Origin of the sequence: Curtobacterium sp. L3-7 (genome assembly GCF_048756585.1) — a bacterium.
Lineage (GTDB): Bacteria > Actinomycetota > Actinomycetes > Actinomycetales > Microbacteriaceae > Curtobacterium.
The window spans coordinates 2,206,691-2,229,463 of the sequence record NZ_CP151474.1 but is presented as its reverse complement, the minus strand read 5'-3'; the positions used below and the strand labels follow the sequence as shown (position 1 = coordinate 2,229,463).

At 70.6% G+C, this 22,773-nt stretch carries 22 protein-coding genes; 3 read left to right on the top strand and 19 right to left on the bottom strand.

Annotated elements, in window-relative coordinates:
• Nucleotides 1–384 precede the first annotated feature (384 nt).
• The 3 genes from dnaG to dusB form a co-directional block, all read right to left on the bottom strand.
• Nucleotides 385–2,274, bottom strand: a complete 1,890-nt coding sequence (gene dnaG, locus AAEP80_RS10830; protein WP_413602149.1) for a DNA primase — start codon at nt 2,272–2,274, stop codon at nt 385–387.
• 117 nt (nt 2,275–2,391) lie between these two features.
• Nucleotides 2,392–3,681, bottom strand: coding sequence for a deoxyguanosinetriphosphate triphosphohydrolase (locus tag AAEP80_RS10825; RefSeq protein WP_402728490.1), 1,290 nt, complete (start codon nt 3,679–3,681; stop codon nt 2,392–2,394).
• A complete protein-coding gene (dusB, locus tag AAEP80_RS10820) occupies nt 3,678–4,832 on the bottom strand; it encodes a tRNA dihydrouridine synthase DusB (protein WP_402728489.1) in 1,155 nt (384 codons plus the stop codon). The genes AAEP80_RS10825 and dusB overlap by 4 nt, the downstream gene beginning before the upstream one ends.
• Nucleotides 4,833–4,879: 47 nt before the next feature.
• On the opposite strand from dusB, the gene AAEP80_RS10815 reads away from it, so the two are divergent.
• A complete protein-coding gene (locus tag AAEP80_RS10815; protein ID WP_420364410.1) occupies nt 4,880–5,362 on the top strand; it encodes an aminoacyl-tRNA deacylase in 483 nt (160 codons plus the stop codon).
• Between the two features lie 10 nt (nt 5,363–5,372).
• Here the strand turns inward: AAEP80_RS10815 and AAEP80_RS10810 are convergent, their stop codons facing one another.
• From AAEP80_RS10810 to AAEP80_RS10795, 4 genes are all read right to left on the bottom strand, one after another.
• Nucleotides 5,373–5,522 (bottom strand): hypothetical protein, encoded by a 150-nt coding sequence (locus AAEP80_RS10810; RefSeq protein ID WP_281264251.1) that lies wholly within the window; start codon nt 5,520–5,522, stop codon nt 5,373–5,375.
• A complete protein-coding gene (locus tag AAEP80_RS10805; protein WP_420364409.1) occupies nt 5,519–6,241 on the bottom strand; it encodes a DsbA family oxidoreductase in 723 nt (240 codons plus the stop codon). The genes AAEP80_RS10810 and AAEP80_RS10805 overlap by 4 nt, the downstream gene beginning before the upstream one ends.
• 66 nt (nt 6,242–6,307) lie before the next feature.
• A complete protein-coding gene (locus tag AAEP80_RS10800; protein WP_281264249.1) occupies nt 6,308–7,693 on the bottom strand; it encodes a glycine--tRNA ligase in 1,386 nt (461 codons plus the stop codon).
• A gap of 59 nt (nt 7,694–7,752) precedes the next feature.
• Nucleotides 7,753–8,778 (bottom strand): aminotransferase class V-fold PLP-dependent enzyme, encoded by a 1,026-nt coding sequence (locus AAEP80_RS10795; RefSeq protein ID WP_420364408.1) that lies wholly within the window; start codon nt 8,776–8,778, stop codon nt 7,753–7,755.
• 71 nt (nt 8,779–8,849) lie between these two features.
• Here AAEP80_RS10795 and AAEP80_RS10790 point away from each other — a divergent pair, with 71 nt between their 5' ends.
• Nucleotides 8,850–9,803, top strand: coding sequence for a LysR family transcriptional regulator (locus tag AAEP80_RS10790; protein WP_420364407.1), 954 nt, complete (start codon nt 8,850–8,852; stop codon nt 9,801–9,803).
• A gap of 37 nt (nt 9,804–9,840) precedes the next feature.
• Here AAEP80_RS10790 and AAEP80_RS10785 read toward each other — a convergent pair whose 3' ends face one another.
• From AAEP80_RS10785 to AAEP80_RS10730, 12 genes are all read right to left on the bottom strand, one after another.
• Nucleotides 9,841–10,638, bottom strand: a complete 798-nt coding sequence (locus tag AAEP80_RS10785; protein WP_402728484.1) for an isoprenyl transferase — start codon at nt 10,636–10,638, stop codon at nt 9,841–9,843.
• The gene (gene recO, locus AAEP80_RS10780) at nt 10,635–11,486 is read right to left on the bottom strand and encodes a DNA repair protein RecO (RefSeq protein ID WP_420364406.1); all 852 of its coding nucleotides are present in this window, start codon (nt 11,484–11,486) and stop codon (nt 10,635–10,637) included. Before recO ends, AAEP80_RS10785 begins: the two co-directional genes overlap by 4 nt.
• A gap of 183 nt (nt 11,487–11,669) precedes the next feature.
• A complete protein-coding gene (gene leuA, locus AAEP80_RS10775) occupies nt 11,670–13,442 on the bottom strand; it encodes a 2-isopropylmalate synthase (protein ID WP_402728482.1) in 1,773 nt (590 codons plus the stop codon).
• Nucleotides 13,443–13,875: 433 nt separating this feature from the next.
• Nucleotides 13,876–15,273: an ABC transporter permease gene (locus tag AAEP80_RS10770; RefSeq protein WP_420364405.1), complete on the bottom strand. Its 1,398-nt coding sequence runs from the start codon at nt 15,271–15,273 to the stop codon at nt 13,876–13,878.
• Complete coding sequence (locus AAEP80_RS10765) at nt 15,270–16,022, bottom strand: ABC transporter ATP-binding protein (RefSeq protein ID WP_420364404.1); 753 nt, start codon at nt 16,020–16,022, stop codon at nt 15,270–15,272. Before AAEP80_RS10765 ends, AAEP80_RS10770 begins: the two co-directional genes overlap by 4 nt.
• Nucleotides 16,023–16,166: 144 nt before the next feature.
• On the bottom strand, nt 16,167–16,838 hold the full coding sequence (locus AAEP80_RS10760; protein WP_402728480.1) for a response regulator: 672 nt from the start codon (nt 16,836–16,838) through the stop codon (nt 16,167–16,169).
• Nucleotides 16,835–18,094 (bottom strand): sensor histidine kinase, encoded by a 1,260-nt coding sequence (locus tag AAEP80_RS10755; protein ID WP_420364403.1) that lies wholly within the window; start codon nt 18,092–18,094, stop codon nt 16,835–16,837. Before AAEP80_RS10755 ends, AAEP80_RS10760 begins: the two co-directional genes overlap by 4 nt.
• 56 nt (nt 18,095–18,150) lie before the next feature.
• Nucleotides 18,151–19,074: a GTPase Era gene (gene era / locus AAEP80_RS10750; RefSeq protein ID WP_281264239.1), complete on the bottom strand. Its 924-nt coding sequence runs from the start codon at nt 19,072–19,074 to the stop codon at nt 18,151–18,153.
• On the bottom strand, nt 19,071–20,402 hold the full coding sequence (locus AAEP80_RS10745) for a hemolysin family protein (protein ID WP_420364402.1): 1,332 nt from the start codon (nt 20,400–20,402) through the stop codon (nt 19,071–19,073). The genes era and AAEP80_RS10745 overlap by 4 nt, the downstream gene beginning before the upstream one ends.
• Nucleotides 20,399–20,860, bottom strand: a complete 462-nt coding sequence (gene ybeY, locus AAEP80_RS10740) for an rRNA maturation RNase YbeY (protein ID WP_281264237.1) — start codon at nt 20,858–20,860, stop codon at nt 20,399–20,401. Before ybeY ends, AAEP80_RS10745 begins: the two co-directional genes overlap by 4 nt.
• On the bottom strand, nt 20,857–21,987 hold the full coding sequence (locus tag AAEP80_RS10735; RefSeq protein ID WP_420364401.1) for a PhoH family protein: 1,131 nt from the start codon (nt 21,985–21,987) through the stop codon (nt 20,857–20,859). Before AAEP80_RS10735 ends, ybeY begins: the two co-directional genes overlap by 4 nt.
• Entirely contained in the window at nt 21,977–22,318 is a 342-nt protein-coding gene (locus AAEP80_RS10730; RefSeq protein WP_420364400.1) for a histidine triad nucleotide-binding protein, read from the bottom strand. The genes AAEP80_RS10735 and AAEP80_RS10730 overlap by 11 nt, the downstream gene beginning before the upstream one ends.
• Nucleotides 22,319–22,369: 51 nt before the next feature.
• Here AAEP80_RS10730 and AAEP80_RS10725 point away from each other — a divergent pair, with 51 nt between their 5' ends.
• The gene (locus AAEP80_RS10725) at nt 22,370–22,765 is read left to right on the top strand and encodes a hypothetical protein (RefSeq protein ID WP_420364399.1); all 396 of its coding nucleotides are present in this window, start codon (nt 22,370–22,372) and stop codon (nt 22,763–22,765) included.
• Nucleotides 22,766–22,773: the final 8 nt, after the last annotated feature.

Genomic DNA, 22,773 nt, shown 5'->3' with positions numbered 1-22,773 from the left:
GTAACGCAGGAGTGCTGCGCATGCCGCATCATCCGGCCGTCGCGCGCGGCGCGCCACGCACGAAAGTTGCGCACCACAACACGACCGTGCGCGGCCGAGTGACGCGCACGGAACGACCGACGTGCACGGGACGAGCGACGTGCACGGGACGACCGACGTGCACGGGACGACCGGTCACGACACCCCGCACGCACCTCGCCGACCGGTCACAGATCGTCGCTGCACGTGCGCACGACCGACGGATCGAGACCAGTCGGCGAACATGAGCGGGGTGTCGTGACCACTCGTCGGGCGTGGGACCAGGAGCACGAGGCACCGGACGACGAGGACCAGGAGCACGAGGCACAGGACACGGCAGCAGGGCGTGGAGCCCAGGACGGCGGGTCAGGCGGGGTCGGCGTCGGCGCGGAGTCGCATGCGCTGCGCGTCGATGTCGACGAGCTGGCGCTGGATCTCGCCGCGACGATCGGCGTTCTCGTTCGGGTCGGCGCGCTGGAGCTGCCCGAGCAGTGACGCCTTGCGCGCGAGCAGGTCCCGCTCGACCAGGGCCACGACGATCCCCCGGCAGTAGATCGCCAGGTCCTCGTCGTTGCGGGCGGGGATCGGCGCGAGCGCGAGCTCCGACACGAGTCCCCTGACCGGGGCGGGCACGTCGGCGGTCAGGCGGTCCAGCCAGTCCGACCGTCCGAGCGAGTCGACGTTGGCGACGACGGCGTCACGGACGACGGCGAGCATCGGCGCGGAGAACGTCGCGGCGGCCGCCAGGCCGAGCAGGGGTGCGCCGACCGACGTCGGCTGCTGCACCATCGCCATCACGGCGTCGCGCTCCATGCGGGTGATCGGGTCGTTCGGGAGCGACCGGATCCCGGCGACGGGCTCGTCGAGCGGGGCGACCATCTGACCACCGGGGCCTGCCTGGCCGACGGGCACGGACGACGATCGGGAACGAGCACCGTCGACCGCGCGACGGACGTCGCCCATCTCCATCCCGAGCCACCCGGCGAGCTCGCGGACGTAGCCCTGCGTCAACGAACGGTCCCGGATGCCGGCGAGGACCGGTGCCGCGGAACGGAGCGCAGCGACCCGCCCCTCCACCGTCTCGAGGTCGTGCCCGTCGAGCGTGCGCCGGATCATGAACTCGAACATCGGCCGCTTGTTCGTGACGAGCCGCCGGATCGCGTCGTCGCCCCTGGCCAGCCGGAGGTCGCATGGGTCGAGCCCACCTGGTGCCACCGCGACGTAGGTCTGCGCAGCGAACCGCTGTTCCTCGGCGAAGGCGCGGGATGCCGCCCGCTGCCCGGCTTCGTCCGGGTCGAACGTGAAGACGACCTCCCCGTTGGCGTTCGGGTCGGCGCCGCTGACGTCGCCGAGCATCGGACGCAGCACCTTGATGTGGTCGACGCCGAACGAGGTGCCGCACGTGGCGACGGCGGTCGTCACCCCGGCGAGGTGGCAGGCCATGACGTCGGTGTAGCCCTCGACGATGACGACCTGCTTCTGTTTCGAGATGTCGCGCCGGGCGAGGTCGAGCCCGTAGAGCACCTGGCTCTTGTGGTAGATCGGCGTCTCGGGGGTGTTGAGGTACTTCGGGCCCTTGTCGTCGTCGAGGAGCCGACGGGCGCCGAACCCGATCGTGGCACCCGTGACGTCGCGGATCGGCCACATCAGGCGCCCGCGGAACCGGTCGTAGGGTGAACGGTCCCCCTGACCGACGAGCCCGGCGGAGATGAGCTCTTCCATCGTGAAGCCGCGGCCCTTGAGGTGGTCCTTGAGCGCGTCGTAGGACTTCGGCGCGAACCCGACGCCGAAGTGCTGTGCAGCGGACGGGTCGAAGCCGCGCTCCCCCAGGAACCGGCGTGCTGGATCCGCCTGCGGGGACGTGAGCTGGGCGACGTAGAACTGCTGCGCCGCTTCGTTCGCCGCGATCAACCGTGCGCGCGTGTTGTAGTCGGTCCGCGGCCCGTCGCCCTCTTCGTAGTGGAGGGTGAAGCCGATCTTGGCCGCCATCCGCTCGACCGCTTCGGAGAACGTGGTGTGGTCCTGCTTCATGATGAAGCTGAAGACGTCGCCGTCCTCCCCGCACCCGAAGCAGTGGTACCGACCGACCTGCGGGCGGACGTGGAAGGACGGAGAGCGCTCGTCGTGGAACGGGCAGAGCCCCTTCAACGACCCGACTCCAGCGGACTTGAGCGTGACGTAGTCACCGACGACGTCGGCGATGTTCACGCGTGCGCGGACCTCGTCGATGTCGTTCCGCGCGATGAGTCCAGCCACCCCTCGATCCTAGTTCGCCGGACCGACCGCGCCGACCGCTCGGCACGAGCTGTGCACAGCCGCGCAGCAGGAGCCGTGCACCGCCGCGCGGACGGCTCAGACGGGGCTGTGGAGGGCTCAGACGGGGATGTGGACGGCTTCCCGGTCGCCGACGACGAGCCGCCGGTGCCATGCCAGGGCGCCCTGGTCGGTCAGGCTCGCGACCTGGTCGACGACCGCGCGCAGCCGTGCAGCGTCGTCACGTGCATCGCGCCAGTCGGCGGCGAACCCCGGCTCGAGCGCTGATACACCGCGGTCGGCGATCGCGTCGAGGAGCTCGGTGAGGATCCGGCGCTGGTCCTCGTACACGGGCTGCCGGTCGCCGTGGGTCATCACGAACGCGGCGACGATCCCCTTGAGCACGGCGATCTCACCGATGATCTCCGGCGGCGTGACCACCGACGCGGCGAACCGGACGAGCGACCCGGACGCGTACGCCTGCCGGGTCGCCGTGGTGGCCGTCCTGGCGAACCGCCCGATGAGCTGCGACGTCAGGTTCTTCAGGCGGGCGGCGTCCTGCCGGGAGCCGTCGTACGACGTCATCCACAGCGGAAGCGATCGCAGCCGGTCGAACGCCTCGAGGAGTTCGTCGCGACTGAGGTCGTCCCCGACCCAGGCGTGCATGGCGGACACGATGTCGTTCTCGCCGACACGGTCCCCCAGCGCGGCGACGTCGATGAACCCGGCGACGACGGCGTCCTCGAAGTCGTGCACGGAGTACGCGATGTCGTCGGAGAGGTCCATCACCTGGGCCTCGATGCAGCGCTGCCGGCGGGGAGCACCTGCTCGGAGCCATTCGAAGGCGTCGTGGTCGTCGTCGTAGAAGCCGAACTTGGTGCGTCCGGACGAGGACTCGGCGACACCCTGCGACGCCGGCCACGGGTACTTGCACGAGGCGTCGAGCGAGGCCCGCGTCAGGTTCAGCCCGTAGGCGCGGTCCGTATCTGGACCGGAGCCGTAGACCTTCGGCTCGAGCCGGGTCAGGAGCCGCAGGGTCTGCGCGTTGCCCTCGAAGCCACCGATGCCGGCGGCCCAGGCGTTCACCGCGGTCTCGCCGTTGTGGCCGAACGGCGGGTGGCCGATGTCGTGCGCCAGGCAGGCGGTGTCCACGACGTCGGGGTCGAGGCCGAGCGAGTCAGCGAGTTCCCGCCCGACCTGCGCGACCTCGAGCGAGTGCGTCAGGCGGTTCCGGGCGAAGTCCAGACCGGTGGTCGGGCTCAGCACCTGGGTCTTGGCGGCGAGACGGCGGAGCGCACTGGAATGCAACAGCCGGGCGCGGTCGCGGGCGAAGTCGCTGCGGCGGTTGCCGTGTTCCTCGGGCAGCCAGCGTTCCGCGTCGGCCGGCCCGTACGAGCTCGTGGCGCTCATCCGCCGCTGTGGTGCAGCTCGGCGGCCGCGAGGACCTTGCGGAACTCGGCGTCGACATCGCGGCTCTCGAGCCAGCGGTCGGGCAGTGCCGTGCGCTTGGGGTGTCCTGCACGACCACGGGGGCCTTCGGCGTCGGCACCCGGGTACGGCGCGTCGTGGTCGAGCTGTGCGAGCAGGTCGTCGATCTCCTGCAGGCTGGACGCCATGGCGAGCCCGGACCGGACGTCACCGCCGATCGGGTACCCCTTGAAGTACCAGGCGACGTGCTTCCGGATGTCCCGGCAACCGTGCTCTTCGGACCCGAAGAACTCGACGAGGAGCTCGGCGTGCCGACGGAACCCGACCGCGACCTCTCCGAGGGACGGCATGTACCGCAGGCCCTCGCCCCGGAACGCCGCCGCGAGGTCGCCGAAGAGCCACGGCCGGCCGAGGCACCCACGCCCCACCACGACACCGTCGCAACCGGTCTCGTCGACCATGCGGAGCGCGTCGGCAGCCGACCAGATGTCGCCGTTGCCGAGGACCGGGATGTCGGTGACGGCTTCCTTCAGGGTCGCGATCGCCGACCAGTCGGCTTCGCCGGAGTAGTGCTCGTTCGCGGTGCGCGCGTGCAGCGAGACCGCGGCGACACCGGCGTCGCGCGCGATGCGTGCGGCGTCGATGTACGTGAGGTGGTCGGCGTCGATGCCCTTGCGCATCTTCACGGTGACCGGGACGTCACCGGCGGCACGGACGGTCTTCGTGACGAGCTCCTTGAAGAGCTCGGTCTTCCACGGCAACGCCGCGCCCCCGCCCTTGCGCGTGACCTTCGGCACCGGGCACCCGAAGTTCAGGTCGATGTGGTCGGCACGGTCTTCGCCGACCAGGATCGTCGCGGCTTCTGCCACCGTGTTCGGCTCGACGCCGTACAGCTGGATGGAGCGAGGGGTCTCGGACTCGTGGTGCTGGATGAGCTGCATCGACACCGGCGTGCGCTCGACCAGGGCGCGGGAGGTGATCATCTCGCAGACGTACAGCCCGGCACCGTACTCACGACAGAGCCGGCGGTACGCCATGTTCGTGATGCCCGCCATCGGCGCGAGCACGACGGGCACGTCGACCTCGATCGGGCCGATGCGCAGGGGCTTCCGGGGGGCTTGTGTGATCGTCATACGGGTTCCATTCTCCCACGTCGGCACGCGCCGGTAGCGTTCTCCCCATGACGACCGATGCCATCGCCCGATTCGACGCCGACGCCGCAGCCCGCGGACTCCGGGTCGAGGTGGTCGAACGCCCGGCCGCGGACTCCCTCGCCGAGGCTGCCGACCTGCTCGGCATCACCCCGGGCGACATCGTCAAGACCCTGGTCGTCAAGCGCCACGACGGCGACTTCGTCTTGGCGCTCGTCCCGGGCGGCCGGAGCATCGCGTGGAAGAAGCTCCGAGCGCTCGTCGGCGTGAACAAGCTGTCGATGCCCGATGCCGCGACGGCACTACAGGCCTCCGGCTACGAACGCGGCACCATCACGCCCATCGGTGCGACCGGGGACCTGCCGGTCTTCGCCGACGAACGCATCGTCGGCCGCCGGGTCGCCCTCGGCGCCGGCCGCCACGGTGCGAGCGCGTTCGTGGACGCCGACGACCTGATCGCGGCCTACGGCGCGACGGTCGCGGACATCACCGACGAGGAACCCCAGCGCTGAGGCCGCGCCCCTAGTCGGGGACCTCTGACCAGTCGCCCTCCGCCCCGGGGACGAAGCACGAGTCGCCGTCGCAGACGACGGCGTCCGCCAGCAGGGGCTGCAGTCCCGGCACGGCCTGGAGGCTCGGCGCGGCCTGTGCGCGCACGTCGAGGTCCGTCATCGGGTCGCCTCCACGTCCGCGCTCGCGTCGTCCGCAGCGCGCTCGGTCGCCGCGGCCACTTCCTCCGGCGTCGACTCGCGCAGCGCGACGACCTGGCGGAGCACCTGCGCGAACGCCGCGGGGTCCTGCGCACCGGACACGCCGTACTTGCCGTCGATCACGAAGAACGGCACGCCGTTGATGCCGTACGCCTGGGCCTGCGCCTGGTCGGCACGGACGTCGGCGAGCTTGGCGTCGTCGCGCAGGGCCGCGAGCACCTCGTCGCGGTCGATCCCGACCTCGGCGGCCAGGTCGGCCAACGAGGCCTCCTGTCCGACGTGTTCACCACGTTCGAAGTACGCCGCGAAGAGCCGCTCCACCATGTCGAGCTGCTTGCCGTGCTGCTTCGCCAGGTGGATGACCTGGTGCGCCTTCACGGTGTTGGTGTGGTGCATCGAGTCGAAGTCGTAGTCAAGCCCGACGGACGCCGCGATCCCGCTGACCTGGTCGAGCATCTGCTGCGCCTGGTCGACGGGCATGCCCTTGTGTCCGGAGAGGAACTCGGCCTCGGTGCCCTCGAAGTCCACTGGGGTGTCCGGGCTCAGTTCGAACGAGTGGTACTCGACCTCGACGTCGCCTCCGAACGCGCTGACGCCCGCCTCGAACTTCCGCTTGCCGATGTAGCACCAGGGGCACGCGATGTCGGACCAGACATCGACCTTCACGCTGTCGTTGCTCATGCTCAACGACAACGCGGCCGACCCCGGGGCATTCCCGGAGTCGACCGCGTCGGTGGCGCTCGGTCGTTACGCGCCGACGAGGCGCTGCGCGAGGTAGCCCTGCAGCTGGTCGAGGGCGACGCGTTCCTGCGCCATGGTGTCGCGTTCGCGGACGGTGACGGCCTTGTCCTCGAGCGTGTCGAAGTCGACCGTGATGCAGAACGGCGTGCCGATCTCGTCGTGGCGACGGTAGCGGCGGCCGATCGCCCCGGCGTCGTCGAAGTCGACGTTCCAGTTCTTCCGCAGGTCGTCGGCGAGCCCACGGGCGACCGGCGAGAGCTGCTCGTTGCGGGACAGCGGCAGCACCGCGGCCTTGACCGGGGCGAGGCGCGGGTCGAGACGCAGGACCGTGCGCTTGTCGACGCCGCCCTTCGCGTTCGGGGCCTCGTCCTCGTGGTACGCGTCGAGCAGGAACGCCATGAGCGCCCGCGTCAGGCCGAAGGACGGCTCGATGACGTACGGGACGTACTTCTCGTTGGCGGCCTGGTCGAAGTACCGGAGGTCCTTGCCGGAGGACTCGATGTGGTTGTTGAGGTCGAAGTCGGTGCGGTTCGCGACGCCCATCAGCTCGCCCCACTCCGATCCCTGGAACCCGAAGCGGTACTCGATGTCCGCGGTGGCGTCGGAGTAGTGCGCACGCTCGCCGTCCGGCACGTCGAAGCGACGGAGGTTCTCGGGGTCGATGCCGAGGTCCGTGTACCAGGCGATCGAGTCCGCGATCCACTGCTCGTAGTGGGTCTCGGCGTCGGCCGGCGGGACGAAGTACTCGATCTCCATCTGCTCGAACTCCCGCGTCCGGAAGATGAAGTTGCCGGGCGTGATCTCGTTGCGGAACGCCTTGCCGACCTGGCCGATGCCGAACGGGGGCTTCATGCGGCTGGTCGTGACGACCTGCGCGAAGTCGGTGAAGATGCCCTGCGCCGTCTCGGGACGGAGGAAGTTCAGGCCCTCCTCGGACTCGACCGGGCCGAGGTAGGTCTTCAGCATCCCGGAGAACTCGCGGGGCTCCGTCCACTGACCGCGGGTCCCGCAGTTCGGGCAGGCGATCTCCGCCATGCCACCCTCCGGTGCACGGTTCTTCTTCGCCTCGAAGGCCTCGATCAGGTGGTCCTCGCGGAAGCGGTGGTGGCAGTGCAGGCACTCGACGAGCGGGTCGGTGAAGGTCGCGACGTGGCCGGAGGCCTCCCACACCTTGCGGGGCAGGATCACGGCGGAGTCGAGCCCGACCATGTCGCCACGGCCGCGGACGAACCGCTGCCACCACTGGCGCTTGATGTTCTCCTTCAGCTCGACACCCAGGGGCCCGTAGTCCCATGCGGAGCGGGATCCGCCGTAGATCTCACCCGACTGGAAGACGAACCCACGGCCTTTGGCGAGGGCGATGACCGAGTCGAGACGGGAGGGCTGAGCCAAGGAGAACTCCGTAAGGTCGCCGAGCTGGATGCCCGGTTCGGGAAACGTACCCGGCAAGACTAACGGCCCAGCACCGCCGCCACTGCGTCGACGTCCGACTCGTCGTTCCAGTGGTGGAACGCGAGTCGGAGTCGCCCCGCCCTGCCGGACGCCGTGATCCCCGCCGCGGTGAGCGCGGCCAACCCGGCGCCGGACGCATCCGGCACCGTCATCACGGCCTGCGACTGCCCGGCGACCCCGAGGCGGGCCGCCAGTCGGTCCGCCAGACCGGTGCCGTGCCTCCAGACCGTGTCCATGTCGAGCGACGCGACGTGCCGCAGGGCGGCGACCGCCCCGGGCCAGGCCTGCCATGCCGGCGACACGTCGAACCGGCGGGCATCGTCGGCGAGCCGCATCGCAGGGCCGTAGCAGGAGGACCAGACGTCCTCGCCGGCGTACCAGCCGGCCTGGACCGGGCGGAGCCACTCCTGGGCGTCGGCGGACACCGTCATGAACGCGACGCCCCGCGGCGCGCAGAGCCACTTGTAGGCGTGGGTGACGGTGACGTCGAACGGTGCGGCCGAGATCGGCAGGATCCCCGCTGCCTGGGTGAGGTCGCAGAGGGTCCGCGCGCCGACGGTACGGGCGGCGGCGACGACGGCGTCGTTCTCGGCGACCGCGCCGGTCGCCGACTGGACCGCCGACCACGCCACGAGTGCGGTGTCCGGGGTGACGGCCGTCGCGAGCGACGGGAGCGGGACGCTCCGGACACGGATCCCGCGGTGCGCCTGCGCGAGGAACGGGAAGACGATCGAGCTGAAGTCCCCGTCCGGGACGAGGACCTCGGCGCCGTCCGGCAGCGACGACGCGACGACCGCGGTCATCGCGGAGGTCTGCGAACCGGTCGCGACCCGGCCGGCATCGACGCCGACGATCTGCGCGAACAGGGCCCGCCCCGCTTCCACGAGGTCCCCGTACCGGATCGGACTCGATCCGCCGGTGCCCCACTCGTCGAGGTCGGCACGCATCGCCGCGAGGGTCCCCCGCGTCGGCAGCCCGGCGGTGCAGGCGGCGAGGTAGCCGTGGCCGTCGACGAAGGAGTCCATGCCGATCATGCTCGTGTGCGCCGATCCATCACACCAGAGCAGTTCCCTTTGCAGCACCATAGCATTGCGTTATGGACGATCTCGACCCGCAGCTGCTCCGTGCGCTCCGAGCCGTCGCCGACGCCGGGTCGATCACCGGCGCCGCAGCCACCCTCGGGTACAGCCAGCCAGCCGTCAGCCAGCTCCTGCAGCGAGCCGAACAGCGACTCGGGCACGCGCTGCTGCTCCGAGGTGCACGCGGCGTCACCCTGACCGAGGCCGGACAGGTGCTCGCCGACCACGCGTTGCACGTGCAGGCAGCGCTGACAGCTGCACGGGAGGACCTCGACGCCGTCGGAGGGCTCGCCCGCGGACGCGTCCGGATCGCCGGCTTCCCGAGCGCCTCGTCGACACTGGTGCCCGCGGTGCTCGCGTCGATGGCGGCCGCGGTCCCCGGGGTCACGACGTCCTACGTCGAGGTCGAGCCGCCGGAGGCGCTCGAGCTGGTCCGGCGGGGTGAGGTCGACGTTGCGCTGACGTTCACGTACGTGGGGGACGACGTCGCGACCGACGCCGGGCTCGTCACCCGGGCGCTGGGTCGCGATCCGCTCGCGCTCGTCCGACTCGCGCTCGTCCGGTCGGGAGGCCCGGGGCACGTCCGCCCCGCCGGCTCGGTCGGTGCCGTCGCCGGTTCCCTGGCGGTCGATCTCGCCTCCCTGCGTGGTGCGCGCTGGATCGGCGGCTGCCCGCGCTGCCGCGGGCACCTGCTCGCCTCCTGCGCGAGCGCGGGGTTCGTGCCGGACATCGTGCTCGAGACCGACAACGCGGCAGCGGTCGTCGGGCTCGTCGCGGCCGGACTCGGGGTGGCGCTCCTCCCCCGGCTGGCGCTCGCGACGACGGTGATCCCGCCAGGGGTGTCGATCGATCCGGTCGACGACGAGCTCGCGCGGCGGGTCGAGGTGGTCGTCGCACGCGGTGCCGAACGGGTGCCGAGTGTCCGGGCGGCGCTCGAGGCGGTGCGCGCGGCGGAACCCTTGCTGGCCTGACCCGGTGCGCGCCTGACCCGTTGTGTGTGTGCTGCGACTACGTGGTGGGGGCGTCCACGGCGCCGCCGTAGCGGCGATCGCGGCTCGCGTACTCCTCGATCGCGCCCCACAGGTCGGAGCGTCGGAAGTCCGGCCAGAGCCGGTCGAGGAACACCATCTCGGCGTAGGCGGACTGCCACAGCAGGAAGTTGCTGGTGCGCTGTTCGCCCGAGCTCCGGAGGAACAGGTCGACGTCGGGCATCTCCGGCACGTACAGGCGCTTCGCGAGGGCCTTCTCGGTCACCTGGCTCGGCTTGAGACGGCCGGCTGCGACGTCCTCGGCGAGCGATCGGACCGCGTCGGCGATCTCGTTGCGACCGCCGTAGTTGACGCACATCGTCAGGGTGAGCACGTCGTTGCCCGCCGTCATCCGCTCGGCGGTCTCGAGTTCCTCGATGACGCTGCGCCAGAGCCGGGGGCGCCGTCCGGCCCAGCGGACGCGGACGCCCCACTCGTTCAGCTGGTCCCGACGACGGCGGATGACGTCACGGTTGAAGCCCATCAGGAACCGGACCTCTTCCGGGGAGCGCTTCCAGTTCTCCGTCGAGAACGCGTACGCCGAGATGTGCTTGACGCCGATCTGGATCCCGCCGGCGACGACGTCGAGCAGGGAGGCCTCTCCCGCCTTGTGTCCCTCGATGCGCGTGAGCCCGCGACCGTTCGCCCACCGGCCGTTGCCGTCCATCACGATCGCCACGTGGTCCGGGACGAACCGCGCGGGGATCGCCGGGGGCGTCTCGCCGGTCCAGTCGATCGGCTTGAAGGACTCCGGTTCGACGGAACGACGGGGGCTCATGCGGTGCGGGTCCCTTCGGGGGTGCTGCGGTCGGGGGTCGGTGGCGGGGGTGCCGGGGTGGTCGCGACCGCCCTGGCCGTCGCTTCCGGTCCGCCGTGCGTGGTCGGAACCGGCACGGGGTGCTCGGTGCGGTCGACGTGCGGCAGGGACTTCAGCGATCGTTCCAGGTGCCACTGGGCGTACGCCGCGACCACGCCGGAGGCCCGGGACCTGCTCCGTTCGTCGGCGGCGTCGACCGTGCGCCAGTCCCCCGCGAGCAGCGAGCCGAGGAGCGACAGCGTCGTCAGGTCGAGCCGGGGCGATCCGGGAGGCGCGGCCCCGTCGGCGACGACCCCGCCGAGCTGGACGACGAACGCCGAGTGCGGGCCGGGCTCCCCCGTGACCGCGCAGTCCGAGAACGAGGGCGCCCATCCAGCGATGCTCATCGCGCGGAGCAGGTACGAGTCGAGCGTCGCGCTCGGCACGTGCTCGCTGCGGGCGAGGGAACGGAGGGCACCGACGAGCAGCAGGTACTGCTGGAGTCCGGCGTCCGCCTCGCTCAAGCGATCGGCGGTCTCGACCATGGCGCTGGCGGCCGTGTACGCGCTGTAGTCGGCGACGATCTGCGCGCCGTAGGACCCGAGGGACTCAGCCTGGGTCACGATGTCGAGCGAGCGGCCCTCGTAGAACTGGGCGTCGACGACCATGAACGGCTCGAGCCTCGACCCGAACTTCGATGCCGTTCGCCGGACGCCCTTCGCGACGGCGCGGATCTTGCCGTGCTGGCGGCTGAGCATCGTGACGATGCGGTCCGCCTCACCGAGCTTGTGGGTGCGGAGCACGACACACTCGTCCCGGTACAGCGGCATGCCCCCAGTATCCCCCGCGCCCCCGACACGGCGTGCCGCGGGTCCTTCCGCGCGTGCCGCGGGTCCTTCCGCGTGGGAACGCGCCGGGTTGCACCCCCGCACGCACATCGCGCCCCGTCGTGACGGGGCGCGATGTGTGCAGCTGGGCGCGATCCGGCCCTCGGTGCGCCGGTGGCGTAGCGGCTAGGCGGAGACGAGCTCCGGGGACGCGCCGGCGGCAGCGCCCGCGCGGACCGCACGGTTCACGGCAGACACGATCGCCTTGAGCGACGCGGTCGCGATGTCGGCGTCGATCCCGACGCCCCAGAGCCGCACGCCGTCGACGTCGAGCTCCACGTACGAGGCCGCCTTCGCGTCACCGGAGGCGCTCATCGTGTGCTCCGAGTAGTCGTACAGCGTGACGTCGACGCCCTGCTCGCGCATCACGGAGAGGAACGCGTCGATCGGGCCGGTCCCGACGGCATCGGCGTCCACCGATCCGTCGTCGACGCGCATCGTGACGGCGAGCTTCGTGGTGCCGTCGAAGTCGCTCGAGGTCGCGGTCTTCGTGATCTCGTACCGACCCCACTTGTCCGACTCGTCATCGGCCGGCAGGTACTCGTCGCGGAAGAGGTCCCAGATCTTCTCCGAGGTGAACTCGCCGCCCTCGGTGTCGGTGCGCTGCTGCACCACACCGGAGAACTCGATCTGCAGCTTGCGGGGCAGGTCGATCGCGTGGTCCGTCTTGAGCAGGTACGCGACCCCGCCCTTGCCGGACTGCGAGTTGACGCGGATGACGGCCTCGTACGAACGGCCGATGTCCTTCGGGTCGACGGGCAGGTACGGCACCGCCCACTCGACGTCGTCGATGCTCGTCCCTGCTGCGGCCGCCTTGGCCTTCATGGCGTCGAAGCCCTTGTTGATCGCGTCCTGGTGCGACCCGCTGAACGCCGTGTAGACGAGATCGCCGGCCCACGGCTGGCGCTCCGGCACCGGCAGCTGGTTGCAGTACTCGACCGTGCGCTTGATCTGGTCGATGTCAGCGAAGCTGATCTCCGGGTCGATGCCCTGCGTGAACAGGTTCATGCCGAGGGCGACCAGGTCGACGTTGCCGGTACGCTCCCCGTTGCCGAACAGGCACCCCTCGATGCGGTCGGCACCGGCCATGTACCCGAGCTCGGCGGCGGCGACGGCGGTCCCACGGTCGTTGTGCGGGTGCAGCGACAGGATCACGTCCTGCCGGTGGGCGAGGTGGCGTGACATCCACTCGATGGAGTCGGCGTAGACGTTCGGCGTCGCCATCTCGACCGTGGCCGGCAGGTTGATGATCACCTTGCGGTCGGGCGTCGGCTCGAAGACCTCCAGGACGGCGTTGCAGATCTCCAGCGCGACCTCGAGCTCGGTGCCCGTGTAGGACTCCGGCGAGTACTCGTAGTAGACCGTCGTGTCGTGCTGCAGCGTGGCCTCTGCAGCCTTGCAGAGCTTCGCGCCGGCCACCGCGATGTCGACGACGCCCTGCACGTCGGTGCGGAAGACCACCTCGCGCTGGACGATCGACGTCGAGTTGTAGAGGTGGACGATGGCCTGCTTGGCGCCGTCGATCGCCTCGTACGTGCGCTGGATCAGGTGCTCGCGCGCCTGCGTCAGGACCTGGATCGTGACGTCGTCGGGGATCGCGCCCTCGTCGATCAGGCTGCGGACGAAGTCGAAGTCCGTCTGCGAGGCGCTGGGGAACCCGACCTCGATCTCCTTGTAGCCCATGCGCACGAGCAGGTCGAACATCGCACGCTTGCGCTCGGCGTCCATCGGGTCGATGAGGGCCTGGTTGCCGTCACGCAGGTCGACGGCGCACCAGCGGGGAGCGCGGTCGATGCGCTTCGTCGGCCAGGTGCGGTCGGGCAGTTCGACGGTGATCTGCTCGTGGAACGGGACGTACTTGTGGATCGGCATCCCGGAGGGGCGCTGCGTGTTCTGCATCGGTCGTTCGCTTTCGGTTCGTCAGGTGGTGTCGGCCGACGACGAGACTCCGCGACGAGGTGGGCCGGTGTGTCAGGCCTCGTCGCGGCAGCGAAGGAGGAGGAGCGCCGAGTACATAGCTCCTTCACCGTAGCACCGGTCCGCCTCGTGTGACGCCCGCGGCGTCGGCGCCCACCGGTCGCAACACCCCGCCCGCGGACGCCGATCGGTCACGAACTGTCGCTCGGCGAGCCCCCGAACGACGATCAACGACCACTCGGCAGAAGGCAGCGGGGTGTTGCGACCACTCGGCAGAAGGCAGCGGGGTGTTGCGACCACTCGGGATCGGGGAAGCGGGGCGACAGACGAGAGGCGGGGCGACAGACGGGAAGCGGGGCGACAGACGGGAGGCGCGGTGCCGGCTGGCACCGCGCCTCCCGTTCCGTGGCGGGGATCAGTCGACGGCGAGCGCCTCGGTCGGCGGGACGCGCATCGCGCGCCGGACCGGAGCGACGGTGGCGACCACCGCGAGGACGAGCGCACCAGCCACCACGATGACGATCGTGGTCGGGGGGAGCACCGGGCCGACAGGGTCACCGAGCGACCCGAGGAGCGTCTGCCCGCCGACCCATCCGTAGAACGTCCCGAGCACGAGCCCGGTGAGGACGGCCGCGACGACCATCTGCACGGCTTCCGTCACGATCATCCGACGCACCTGCGCACCGGTCAGCCCGAGCACGCGCAGCAGCCCGAGCTCTCGCCGTCGCTGCAGCACGCCGAGCGCGAGCGCGTTGACGACACCCACCGCGGCGATCACCGCGGAGAACCCGACGATGACGCTGACGACGCCGTTCACCTGGACGAAGAAGTCGCGCATGCCCTGCAGCTGCTGAGGGCTCCCGCCCTGGAGCTGCCCGCGGAGCTGTGCTTCGAGCACCTGCTGCATCATCCCGAGCGCGACGGCGAAGGTGACGAGCAGGGTGACGCCGATCACGAGTCCGATCGTCGCCCGGGACGACCGGCCCGGCGCACGCATCGCGTTCCGGCCGGCGAGCAGCACCACCGGGTCCTTGGCACCGATGCGCCCGATCAGCGCCAGGACGGGCGGCATCACGATCGTCGCGCCGACCGCGATCCCGGCGAACGACACGAACCCGCCGAGTGCAGCAGGGAGGACCGCGAGCGGTGACGCGCTGCTCACGGCGAGTCCGACGAGCATCAGCGCTCCACCGCCGGCCATCAGCAGGATCGACCAGACCTTGCGTGCCGTGCCGGACCGGACGTCGTCGTGGCTCGGCTCGACGCTCGAGGACAGCGCCTGGAGCGGCGTGACCGTCAGGACTCGACGGGACCCCACCGCGAACGCGCCCCATGTCCCCAGCACGACCGCGACGACCGGCAGCACGAGCTGCCACGGGATGAGCGTGTACGACGTGTCGGGCAGGAACCCGTTGCCCCGGAGGACGGCGACGAAGAGCGCGGAGAGCCCGGTGCCGACGACCGCACCGGCGAGTCCACCCACGACACCGACGACGAGTCCCGCCCGGGTGATGCGGGACCGGAGCGTCGCGCCGGTGGCACCGACCAGGCGCTGGAGCGCGAGGACCCGCGTCTGCCCGGCGATGAGCGTTGCGCAGGTGTTCGCCGTGACGATGGCCCCGACGTACAGTGCGATGCCGAGGAACAGCCAGCCGATCACGTCGAGGATCGCCTTGATCGGGCCGAGGTCGGAGAGGCCGGCGGCCGTCAGCGCCTGGGTGACGATGCCGGGTGCGATGACCAGGGCGGAACCGAACGTGGTGCCGAGCGCGGCGACCAGGACGGTGGGCGAGAAGTCGCGGACGGCGTTCACGCTGCTGCCTCCATCCCCAGCATGGTGGTCGAGATGTCCGCGGCGCTCATCGCCGGGCGGTCCCCGACGATGCGGCCGTCCGCGAGGAAGAGGATGCGATCGGCGTTGGCGGCCGCGACCGGGTCGTGGGTCACCATGACGACGCTCTGCCCCCACTCGGCGACGGCACCGCGGAGGATGCCGAGCACGTCGCGCCCGGTCCGGGAGTCGAGTGCGCCGGTCGGCTCGTCGGCGACGACCACCGCCGGACGCGATGCCAGCGCGCGTGCGATCGCGACCCGCTGCTGCTGACCGCCGGACAGCTGGTGCGGCCGGTGCGTCAGGCGGTTGCCGAGTCCGAGCATCTCGACGAGCCGGTCGATCCACGCGGATTCCTCCGCTGAGGGCTTGTGCCCGCCGAGCAGGAACGGCAGCCGGATGTTCTCGGCGACGTCGAGCGTCGGGACGAGGTTGAACGACTGGAACACGAACCCGAGTCGACGTCGACGGAGTTCGGTGAGCTCCTTGTCGCCGAGCTGCGTGATGTCGGTGCCGTCGATATGGATGTGCCCGCCGGACACCGTGTCGAGGCCGGCTGCGACGTGCATGAGCGTGGACTTGCCGGAACCGGACGGGCCCATCACCGCGGTGAACTCGCCGGCGCCGATGTCGACGCTGACGTCGTCGAGCGCGGTGACGCGTCGCGCGGCGTCCCCGTAGTGCTTGGACACGTGGTCGAGGCGGATGATCGGTGCGTGGCTGGTGGTCATGCATCCACCTTGACGATCAGGAGGCCCGGTCCGCGTCGGTCCGTCGGCTCCCGTGGATCGTCCGCTCGACTCGGTTCGCTGTGGACGGGTCATCCCACCGGATGACACCGTGCGGCGCCGGGCGCTGCGCGCAGTACCCGATCGTCAGTCCTTCGTGACGAGCCCGTGCTGGTGCGCGAAGACCACGAGCCGCACACGGTCCCGCAGCTCGAGCTTCGTGAGCACCCGTGAGATGTGGGTCTTCACCGTCGCCTCGCTGACGAACTCGTGCTGGGCGATCTCGCTGTTGCTGAAGCCCCTGGCCGCGAGGTCGAAGATCTCCCGTTCCCGGGGCGTCAGTTCGGCGAACGCGGCCGGGACGTTCGCCGCCTGCTCCTGCGCGTCGTCGTACCGGCGGAGGAGTTCACGGGTCGCCGAGGCCGCGAACACGGCCGTCCCCGCGTGCACCGTCCGGATCGCCGCGAGCAGGAACTCCGGGTCGGCGTCCTTCAGCACGAACCCGCTCGCGCCGGCACGGATCGCCTTCGCCGCGGCCTCGTCGAAGTCGAAGGTCGTGAGCACCAGGACCTTCGCGCCGTCCGTCCCGCCGTCCTCGACGATCTTCGCGGTCGCCGTGATCCCGTCCATGACCGGCATCCTGACGTCCATGAGCACCACGTCCGGGCGCCCGGTGCGGACGAGTTCGACACCGGCGGCACCGTCGCCGGCCTCTCCCACGAACCGGAGGTCCGGCTGCGAGTCGATGAGCATCCGGATCCCGGTGCGGAACAGGGCCTGGTCGTCGACGAGCGCGACGCGGATCGGGGTGTCGGTCATCGTCCTGTGTGCTCCTGGTCGGTGGTGTGGTCCGTCGGCTGCCTCGTCGTGACGAGCCCCCGCGGCATCTGCCCGCTCGCGGGGTGCGCCGGCATCCGGACCGCGACGGCGAAGTCGTCGCCGCGGGGTCCAGCGGTCATGCTGCCCCCGGACATGGTGGCACGCTCCCGCATCCCGACGAGCCCGTGCCCGGTCCCCGGTCCCGCGTGCCCGTGGTCAGCGCGGCGGTTGACCACGTCGATCTCGACGGTGTCCGGGCGGTACGTCAAGGTGGCGTGCACCGGGGTGCCGTGCTCGCCGTGCTTGTACGCGTTCGTCAGGCTCTCCTGGACGATGCGGTAGACGGCGAGCTGGGTGGTGGTCGGCAGCGTGGTGGAGTCACCGTTGCGTTCGACCCGGACGTCGAGGCCGACGGCACGCATCTCCGTCACGAGACGCTCGATGTCGTCGACGTCCGGGGTCGGCGCGGTGCCCTGCTCGTGGCGGAGGGCGCCGAGCAGCTCACGGACGTCGCCGAGTGCCCGCCTGGCGGTCCCGGAGATCGTGCTGAGTGCCTGGTCGGCGACGGCCGGATCGGCCTTCAGTGCGTACCGGGCACCGTCCGCCTGCGCGATGACGACTGCGAGGGAGTGCGCCACGATGTCGTGCATGTCGCGTGCGATCCGCACCCGCTCCTGCTCGACGGCGACCGCACGGTCCGCGCGGGCCGCGTCGCGTTCGGCGAGGAGCAGGGCCTCACGACTCATCCGCGCGGCTCGACGGGTCCGCACGACGACACCGGCGAGCCACGGCAGCAGGAGCAGCGCGAGGATGACCACGAAGTACGCGATCGTGACCTGCATCGACTCGCGCGCCGGCGTCGTCGCGGTGTCGATGGTCAGTCGTTGGGCGTAGTCCTTCGCGCCGACGTACACGGCGGCCGTGACCGCGCCGCCGATCGCCGAGACGAGTCCCGCCAGCCGGACGCGTCGGCTGCCGTACGCGCTCGTCGTGTAGACGATCGCGGCGATGAACGCGTCGGCACCGTCCGGGTCCTGCCCCGTCACCATCTGGAAGACCGCTGTGACCCACGCGACGGTCAGCGCGAGGCCCGGCGAGAGCCGACGGAGCGCGAGCGCCACCGTCATGCCGAGAACGGTCAGGTAGGCGAGCGGTCCGTCGATCCCCCGAGTCGACGTGACCGCGACGAGCACGCCGAGGACGCCGGCGACCACGAGGTCCACGACGATCTGGGCGCGCAGCATGGGACGGAACACCCGTCCACGGTACGGCTGCGCGCCCTCGTCCGCGTCAATCCACGGAATGACCCGCGTCAGAACCCGAGTCGACCGAGCTGCTTCGGGTCGCGCTGCCACTCCTTCGCGACCTTCACGCGGATGTTCAGGTAGACGTGCCGTCCGCCGAGCAGCGACTCGATCTCGGCACGTGCCCGGGAACCGACGTCCTTCAGCCGTTCGCCCTTGTGCCCGATCACGATCGACTTCTGGCTGTCACGCTCGACGAACAGGTTCGCGAAGATGCGCAGCGGTCCGTTCGGGTCGTCATCGGGGTCCGGCTCGACCATGTCCTCGATCAACACCGCGAGCGAGTGCGGGAGCTCGTCGCGGACGCCCTCGAGCGCGGCCTCGCGGATGAGTTCGGCGATGCGGTCCTCGCTCGTCTCCTCGGTGACGGCCTCGGCGTCGTAGAGTGCCGGCGACTCGGGCAGCAGCTTGGTGATCTCGCCGAGCAGAGCCTCCAGCTGGGTCCCCTCGGTCCCCGACGTCGGGACGATCGCGTCCCACTCGCGGAGCTGCGAGACCGCGATGAGCTGCTCGGCGATCTTCTCCTTGCCGGCGCGGTCGACCTTCGTCACGATCGCGATCTTCTTCGCGCGGGGGAAGTGGTCGAGCGTCTCGTTGATGAACTTGTCGCCGGGCCCGATCGGCTCGTTCGCCGGCACGCAGAACCCGATGACGTCGACGTCCGCGAGCGTGGACTGCACCAGGTCGTTCAGTCGTTCGCCGAGCAGGGTCCTCGGCCGGTGCACACCCGGTGTGTCGACGATGATGACCTGGCCGTCGGGTCGGTGGACGATGCCGCGGATGGCCCGGCGGGTCGTCTGGGGCTTGGACGACGTGATCGCGACCTTCTGCCCGACGAGCGCGTTGGTCAGCGTCGACTTGCCGACGTTCGGTCGTCCGACGAACGAGACGAAGCCGGCTCGGAAGGTGGGGGTGCTGTCGGTGTCGCTCATGCTGAGGTGGATCCCGTCGTGGTGGGTGCGGTGCCGTCGAACGCCTGCTCCGCGCCGGCGAGGGCGTCGGTGCGTTCGGCGAGCACGGAGATGAGGTGGCGGCGCTTGCCCTCGACGCGGTCCGCCGTCAGCACGACGCCGGACACGGTCACGGACTCGCCGGCGGTCGCCAGGTGACCGAGTTCCTTGGTGAGCAGGCCACCGGCGGTGTCGACGTCGTCGTCGTCGAGGTCGACGCCGAACAGGTCGCCGAGGTCGTCGATCGGCATCCGCGCGGAGATCCGCCAGACGCCGTCGGAGACCTCGACGCGGTCGATCACGGTGCGGTCGTACTCGTCGGAGATGTCACCGACGAGCTCCTCGATGAGGTCCTCCATCGTGACGAGCCCCGCGACGCCGCCGTACTCGTCGACCACGAGGACCAGGTGGTTCTTCGCGGCCTGCATGTGCCGCAGTGTCTCGTCGGCGTGCTTCGACTCCGGGACGAACTCGGCCACCCGGAGCAACGAGGTCACGACCCGGCCGCCTGCGCTCTCGTTCTCGTACAGGGCGCGCGCCAGGTCGCGGAGGTAGACGACGCCGAGGACGTCGTCGCTGTCCCGGCCGGTCACGGGCATGCGGGACACCCCGGCGGCGAGGAACTCCTCCATCACCGTCGACACGGTGTCCGCTGCGTCCGCCGTGACCATGTCGGTCCTCGGCACCATGACCTCGCGCACGAGCGTGTCGCTGAACTCGAAGACCGAGTGGATCAGCTCGCGGTCGTCCGCCTCGAGCACGTTGCTCTCGGTGGCCTCGTCCACGAGCGACAGGAGCTGCTCCTCACTCGACACGCTCGACGTGCTGCCGTTCCGCCCGGGTGTGACACGGTCGCCGATGAGCACGAGCAGCCCGGCGAGCGGCCCGAGGACGATGCGCACCGCGTGCACGAGCCCACCGGTGACCCCGATGAGCCGGTCCGCGTGGGCTCGGCCGACGCTGCGGGGGCTCGACCCGACGAGCACGAAGGACACCGCGGTCATGATCGCCGCTGAGACGATCAGCGCGAGCCACCACGTGTCGAGGACCGAGAACAGCGCGATGGTCACGAGCACGGCCGCTGCCGTCTCGGCGAGCACCCGGAAGAAGTTCAGCGCGTTGACGTGGGCGCCGACGTCGTCCCCGATCGCCTCGATGGCGCGGCGACGCTTGCTGCCCCTGGCGATGTCGTCGAGATCAGCGCGGGAGAGCACCCCGAGCGCGGCGTCGGACGCGGCGAGCAGCCCGCCGAGGACGACGAGCACGAACGCCACCGCGAGCAGGACGGCGACGAGCAGCACTGCGGTCACCGCCCCCGGCGCTGGGCGGCGAAGGCGGTCAGGATCTCCCCCTGGAGCCCGAACATCTCAGCCTTCTCCTCCGGCTCCGCGTGGTCGAAGCCGAGCAGGTGCAGGATCCCGTGGCACGTCAGGAGCAGGAGCTCGTCGGTCGTGGAGTGCCCGGCGGTCTTCGCCTGCGCCTCGGCGACCTGCGGGCAGAGCACGATGTCGCCGAGCAGTCCGGCGGGTGTCGGGTCGTCCTCGGTGCCGGGGCGGAGCTCGTCCATCGGGAAGCTCAGCACGTCGGTCGGGCCAGGTTCGTCCATCCAGCGGACGTGCAGCTGCTCCATCGCCCCCTCGTCGACGAGCACGATGGCGAGCTCCGCGTCGGCGTGGACGTGCAGCGCGTCGAGAGCGAAGGCCGCGAGACGCTGGACCGCGTCGTCGTCGATCTGCACACCGGACTCGTTGTTGAGCTCGATGCTCACCGGGTTCCTCCTCGAGGATCGTTCTGGGGGTAGGGGCTGGTCTGGCGGTCCTGCGGGACCCGGCCACGGCGCTCGGCCCGGTTCGCACCGGCTGGGTTCCCCGCCGGGGCCGTGCCACGGCCTCCAGGTCGGTGCCCGGCCTGTTCGGCGAGCCGCTGCTCGTCGTAGACCGTGTAGGCGTCCACGATGCGGCCGACGAGCGTGTGCCGGACCACGTCCTCACTGCCGAGCCGGGCGAAGTGGATGTCCTGCACCTCGGAGAGGATCTGCGTGACGAGCCGCAGCCCCGACACGTTCCCCGGCAGGTCCACCTGCGTGATGTCGCCGGTGACGACCATCTTCGAGCCGAAGCCCAGACGCGTCAGGAACATCTTCATCTGCTCCGGCGTGGTGTTCTGCGCCTCGTCGAGCACGACGAACGAGTCGTTGAGCGTCCGTCCGCGCATGTACGCCAGCGGAGCGACCTCGACCGTGCCGGCCGCGAGCAGCTTGGGGACGAGCTCGGGGTCCATCATCTCGTTGAGCGCGTCGTAGAGCGGCCGCAGGTACGGGTCGATCTTGTCCGTCAACGTGCCGGGGAGGAACCCGAGCCGCTCGCCGGCTTCGACCGCGGGTCGGGTGAGGATGATCCGCGTGACCTCGCGCCGCTGCAGGGCCTGCACGGCCTTCGCCATCGCCAGGTACGTCTTGCCGGTGCCGGCCGGGCCGATGCCGAACGTGATCGTGTTCTCGTCGATGGCGTCGACGTAGGCACGCTGGCCGTCCGTCTTCGGCCGCACCGACTTGCCGCGACTCGACACGATCGGCGAGCCGAACACGTCGGACGGGCTGCGCTGCTCGTCGATGATGCGGGCCGAGGTCGGGATGTCGGCCTGCCCGACGTCCTGACCGCGCTTGACCATGCCCACGAGCTCGTCGACGAGCGCGCGGGCGCGGGCGACGTCGCGCTCCGGCCCGGTCAGGGTCACCTCGTTGCCGCGGACCAGGACCCGGACATCCGGGTACTGGCGTTCCACGGTCTTGAGGAGCCGGTCCTGCGGGCCGAGCAGCTGCACCATGGCGATGCCGTCGACACTGAGTTCCGAGACGGCTTCGGTCTCGGCGGATGCGGTTTCGTCAGCTGGCAATGTTGCCTTCCTGCAGGTCGCCTGCGAGTACGTGCGCGTGCACGTGGAACACGGTCTGTCCGGCGGCTTCGCCGGTGTTGAAGACGAGTCGGAACTGGCCGCCGGCGCGCTCGTCGGCGATGCGCTGGGCGGTGGCGACCACGTGCGCGAGGAGGTCCGGGTCCCCCGCGGCGAGTTCGGCCACGTTCGCGTACTCCTCGGTCTTGGGGATCACGACCACGTGGACGGGCGCCTTCGGGGCGATGTCCTCGATCGCGATGACGCGGTCGTCCTCGGCGACGACGGTCGCGGGGATCTCACGGTCGATGATCTTGGTGAACACGCTGCTCATTGGTCCATCGTAGAACGCGTGACTGACCCGCAGTCTTCCCGGACGATCCCGATGCCCCGTCGAATCCGCCTGATCCTGCAGGTCGCCGCGGCCATCGCGGTCGCGTTCGCGGTCACGCTGGTGCTCGCGCAACGGGACGCCTGGCTCGTCAGCGCCGTGCTCGTCGTCGTCGCCGGGCTCGTCGCCTTCCGCTGGGCACGGACCGGCGTCGACCTGTCGGAGGACGAACTCCTGGTGCGTGGCTTCGCGTTCTCGACACGGATCCGGCGTGATCGGATCGTCGCCGTCGACCGCTTCCCGTCGATCGACTGGCGCGGCGCGGACGGCGTCATGCGGGAGACCCTCGCCAACGCGTTCGTCGGGTCGCGGTTCTCCCCGAACCCGTCCGAGGCCGAGATCGCCGTCGCCCGCGCCGAGCTGCAGGCCTGGCTCGACCGCCGCGGCTGAGGATCATC

What these genes read in the sequence shown, in the direction of transcription:
- AAEP80_RS10825 (WP_402728490.1), bottom strand. Translation starts at nt 3,681, where the DNA reads ATGAGCGCCACGAGCTCGTACGGGCCGGCCGACGCGGAACGCTGGCTG.
- dusB (WP_402728489.1), bottom strand. Translation starts at nt 4,832, where the DNA reads ATGACGATCACACAAGCCCCCCGGAAGCCCCTGCGCATCGGCCCGATC.
- AAEP80_RS10815 (WP_420364410.1), top strand. Translation starts at nt 4,880, where the DNA reads ATGACGACCGATGCCATCGCCCGATTCGACGCCGACGCCGCAGCCCGC.
- AAEP80_RS10810 (WP_281264251.1), bottom strand. Translation starts at nt 5,522, where the DNA reads ATGACGGACCTCGACGTGCGCGCACAGGCCGCGCCGAGCCTCCAGGCC.
- AAEP80_RS10805 (WP_420364409.1), bottom strand. Translation starts at nt 6,241, where the DNA reads ATGAGCAACGACAGCGTGAAGGTCGATGTCTGGTCCGACATCGCGTGC.
- AAEP80_RS10795 (WP_420364408.1), bottom strand. Translation starts at nt 8,778, where the DNA reads ATGGACTCCTTCGTCGACGGCCACGGCTACCTCGCCGCCTGCACCGCC.
- AAEP80_RS10790 (WP_420364407.1), top strand. Translation starts at nt 8,850, where the DNA reads ATGGACGATCTCGACCCGCAGCTGCTCCGTGCGCTCCGAGCCGTCGCC.
- AAEP80_RS10785 (WP_402728484.1), bottom strand. Translation starts at nt 10,638, where the DNA reads ATGAGCCCCCGTCGTTCCGTCGAACCGGAGTCCTTCAAGCCGATCGAC.
- recO (WP_420364406.1), bottom strand. Translation starts at nt 11,486, where the DNA reads ATGCCGCTGTACCGGGACGAGTGTGTCGTGCTCCGCACCCACAAGCTC.
- leuA (WP_402728482.1), bottom strand. Translation starts at nt 13,442, where the DNA reads ATGCAGAACACGCAGCGCCCCTCCGGGATGCCGATCCACAAGTACGTC.
- AAEP80_RS10765 (WP_420364404.1), bottom strand. Translation starts at nt 16,022, where the DNA reads ATGACCACCAGCCACGCACCGATCATCCGCCTCGACCACGTGTCCAAG.
- AAEP80_RS10760 (WP_402728480.1), bottom strand. Translation starts at nt 16,838, where the DNA reads ATGACCGACACCCCGATCCGCGTCGCGCTCGTCGACGACCAGGCCCTG.
- era (WP_281264239.1), bottom strand. Translation starts at nt 19,074, where the DNA reads ATGAGCGACACCGACAGCACCCCCACCTTCCGAGCCGGCTTCGTCTCG.
- AAEP80_RS10730 (WP_420364400.1), bottom strand. Translation starts at nt 22,318, where the DNA reads ATGAGCAGCGTGTTCACCAAGATCATCGACCGTGAGATCCCCGCGACC.
- AAEP80_RS10725 (WP_420364399.1), top strand. Translation starts at nt 22,370, where the DNA reads ATGCCCCGTCGAATCCGCCTGATCCTGCAGGTCGCCGCGGCCATCGCG.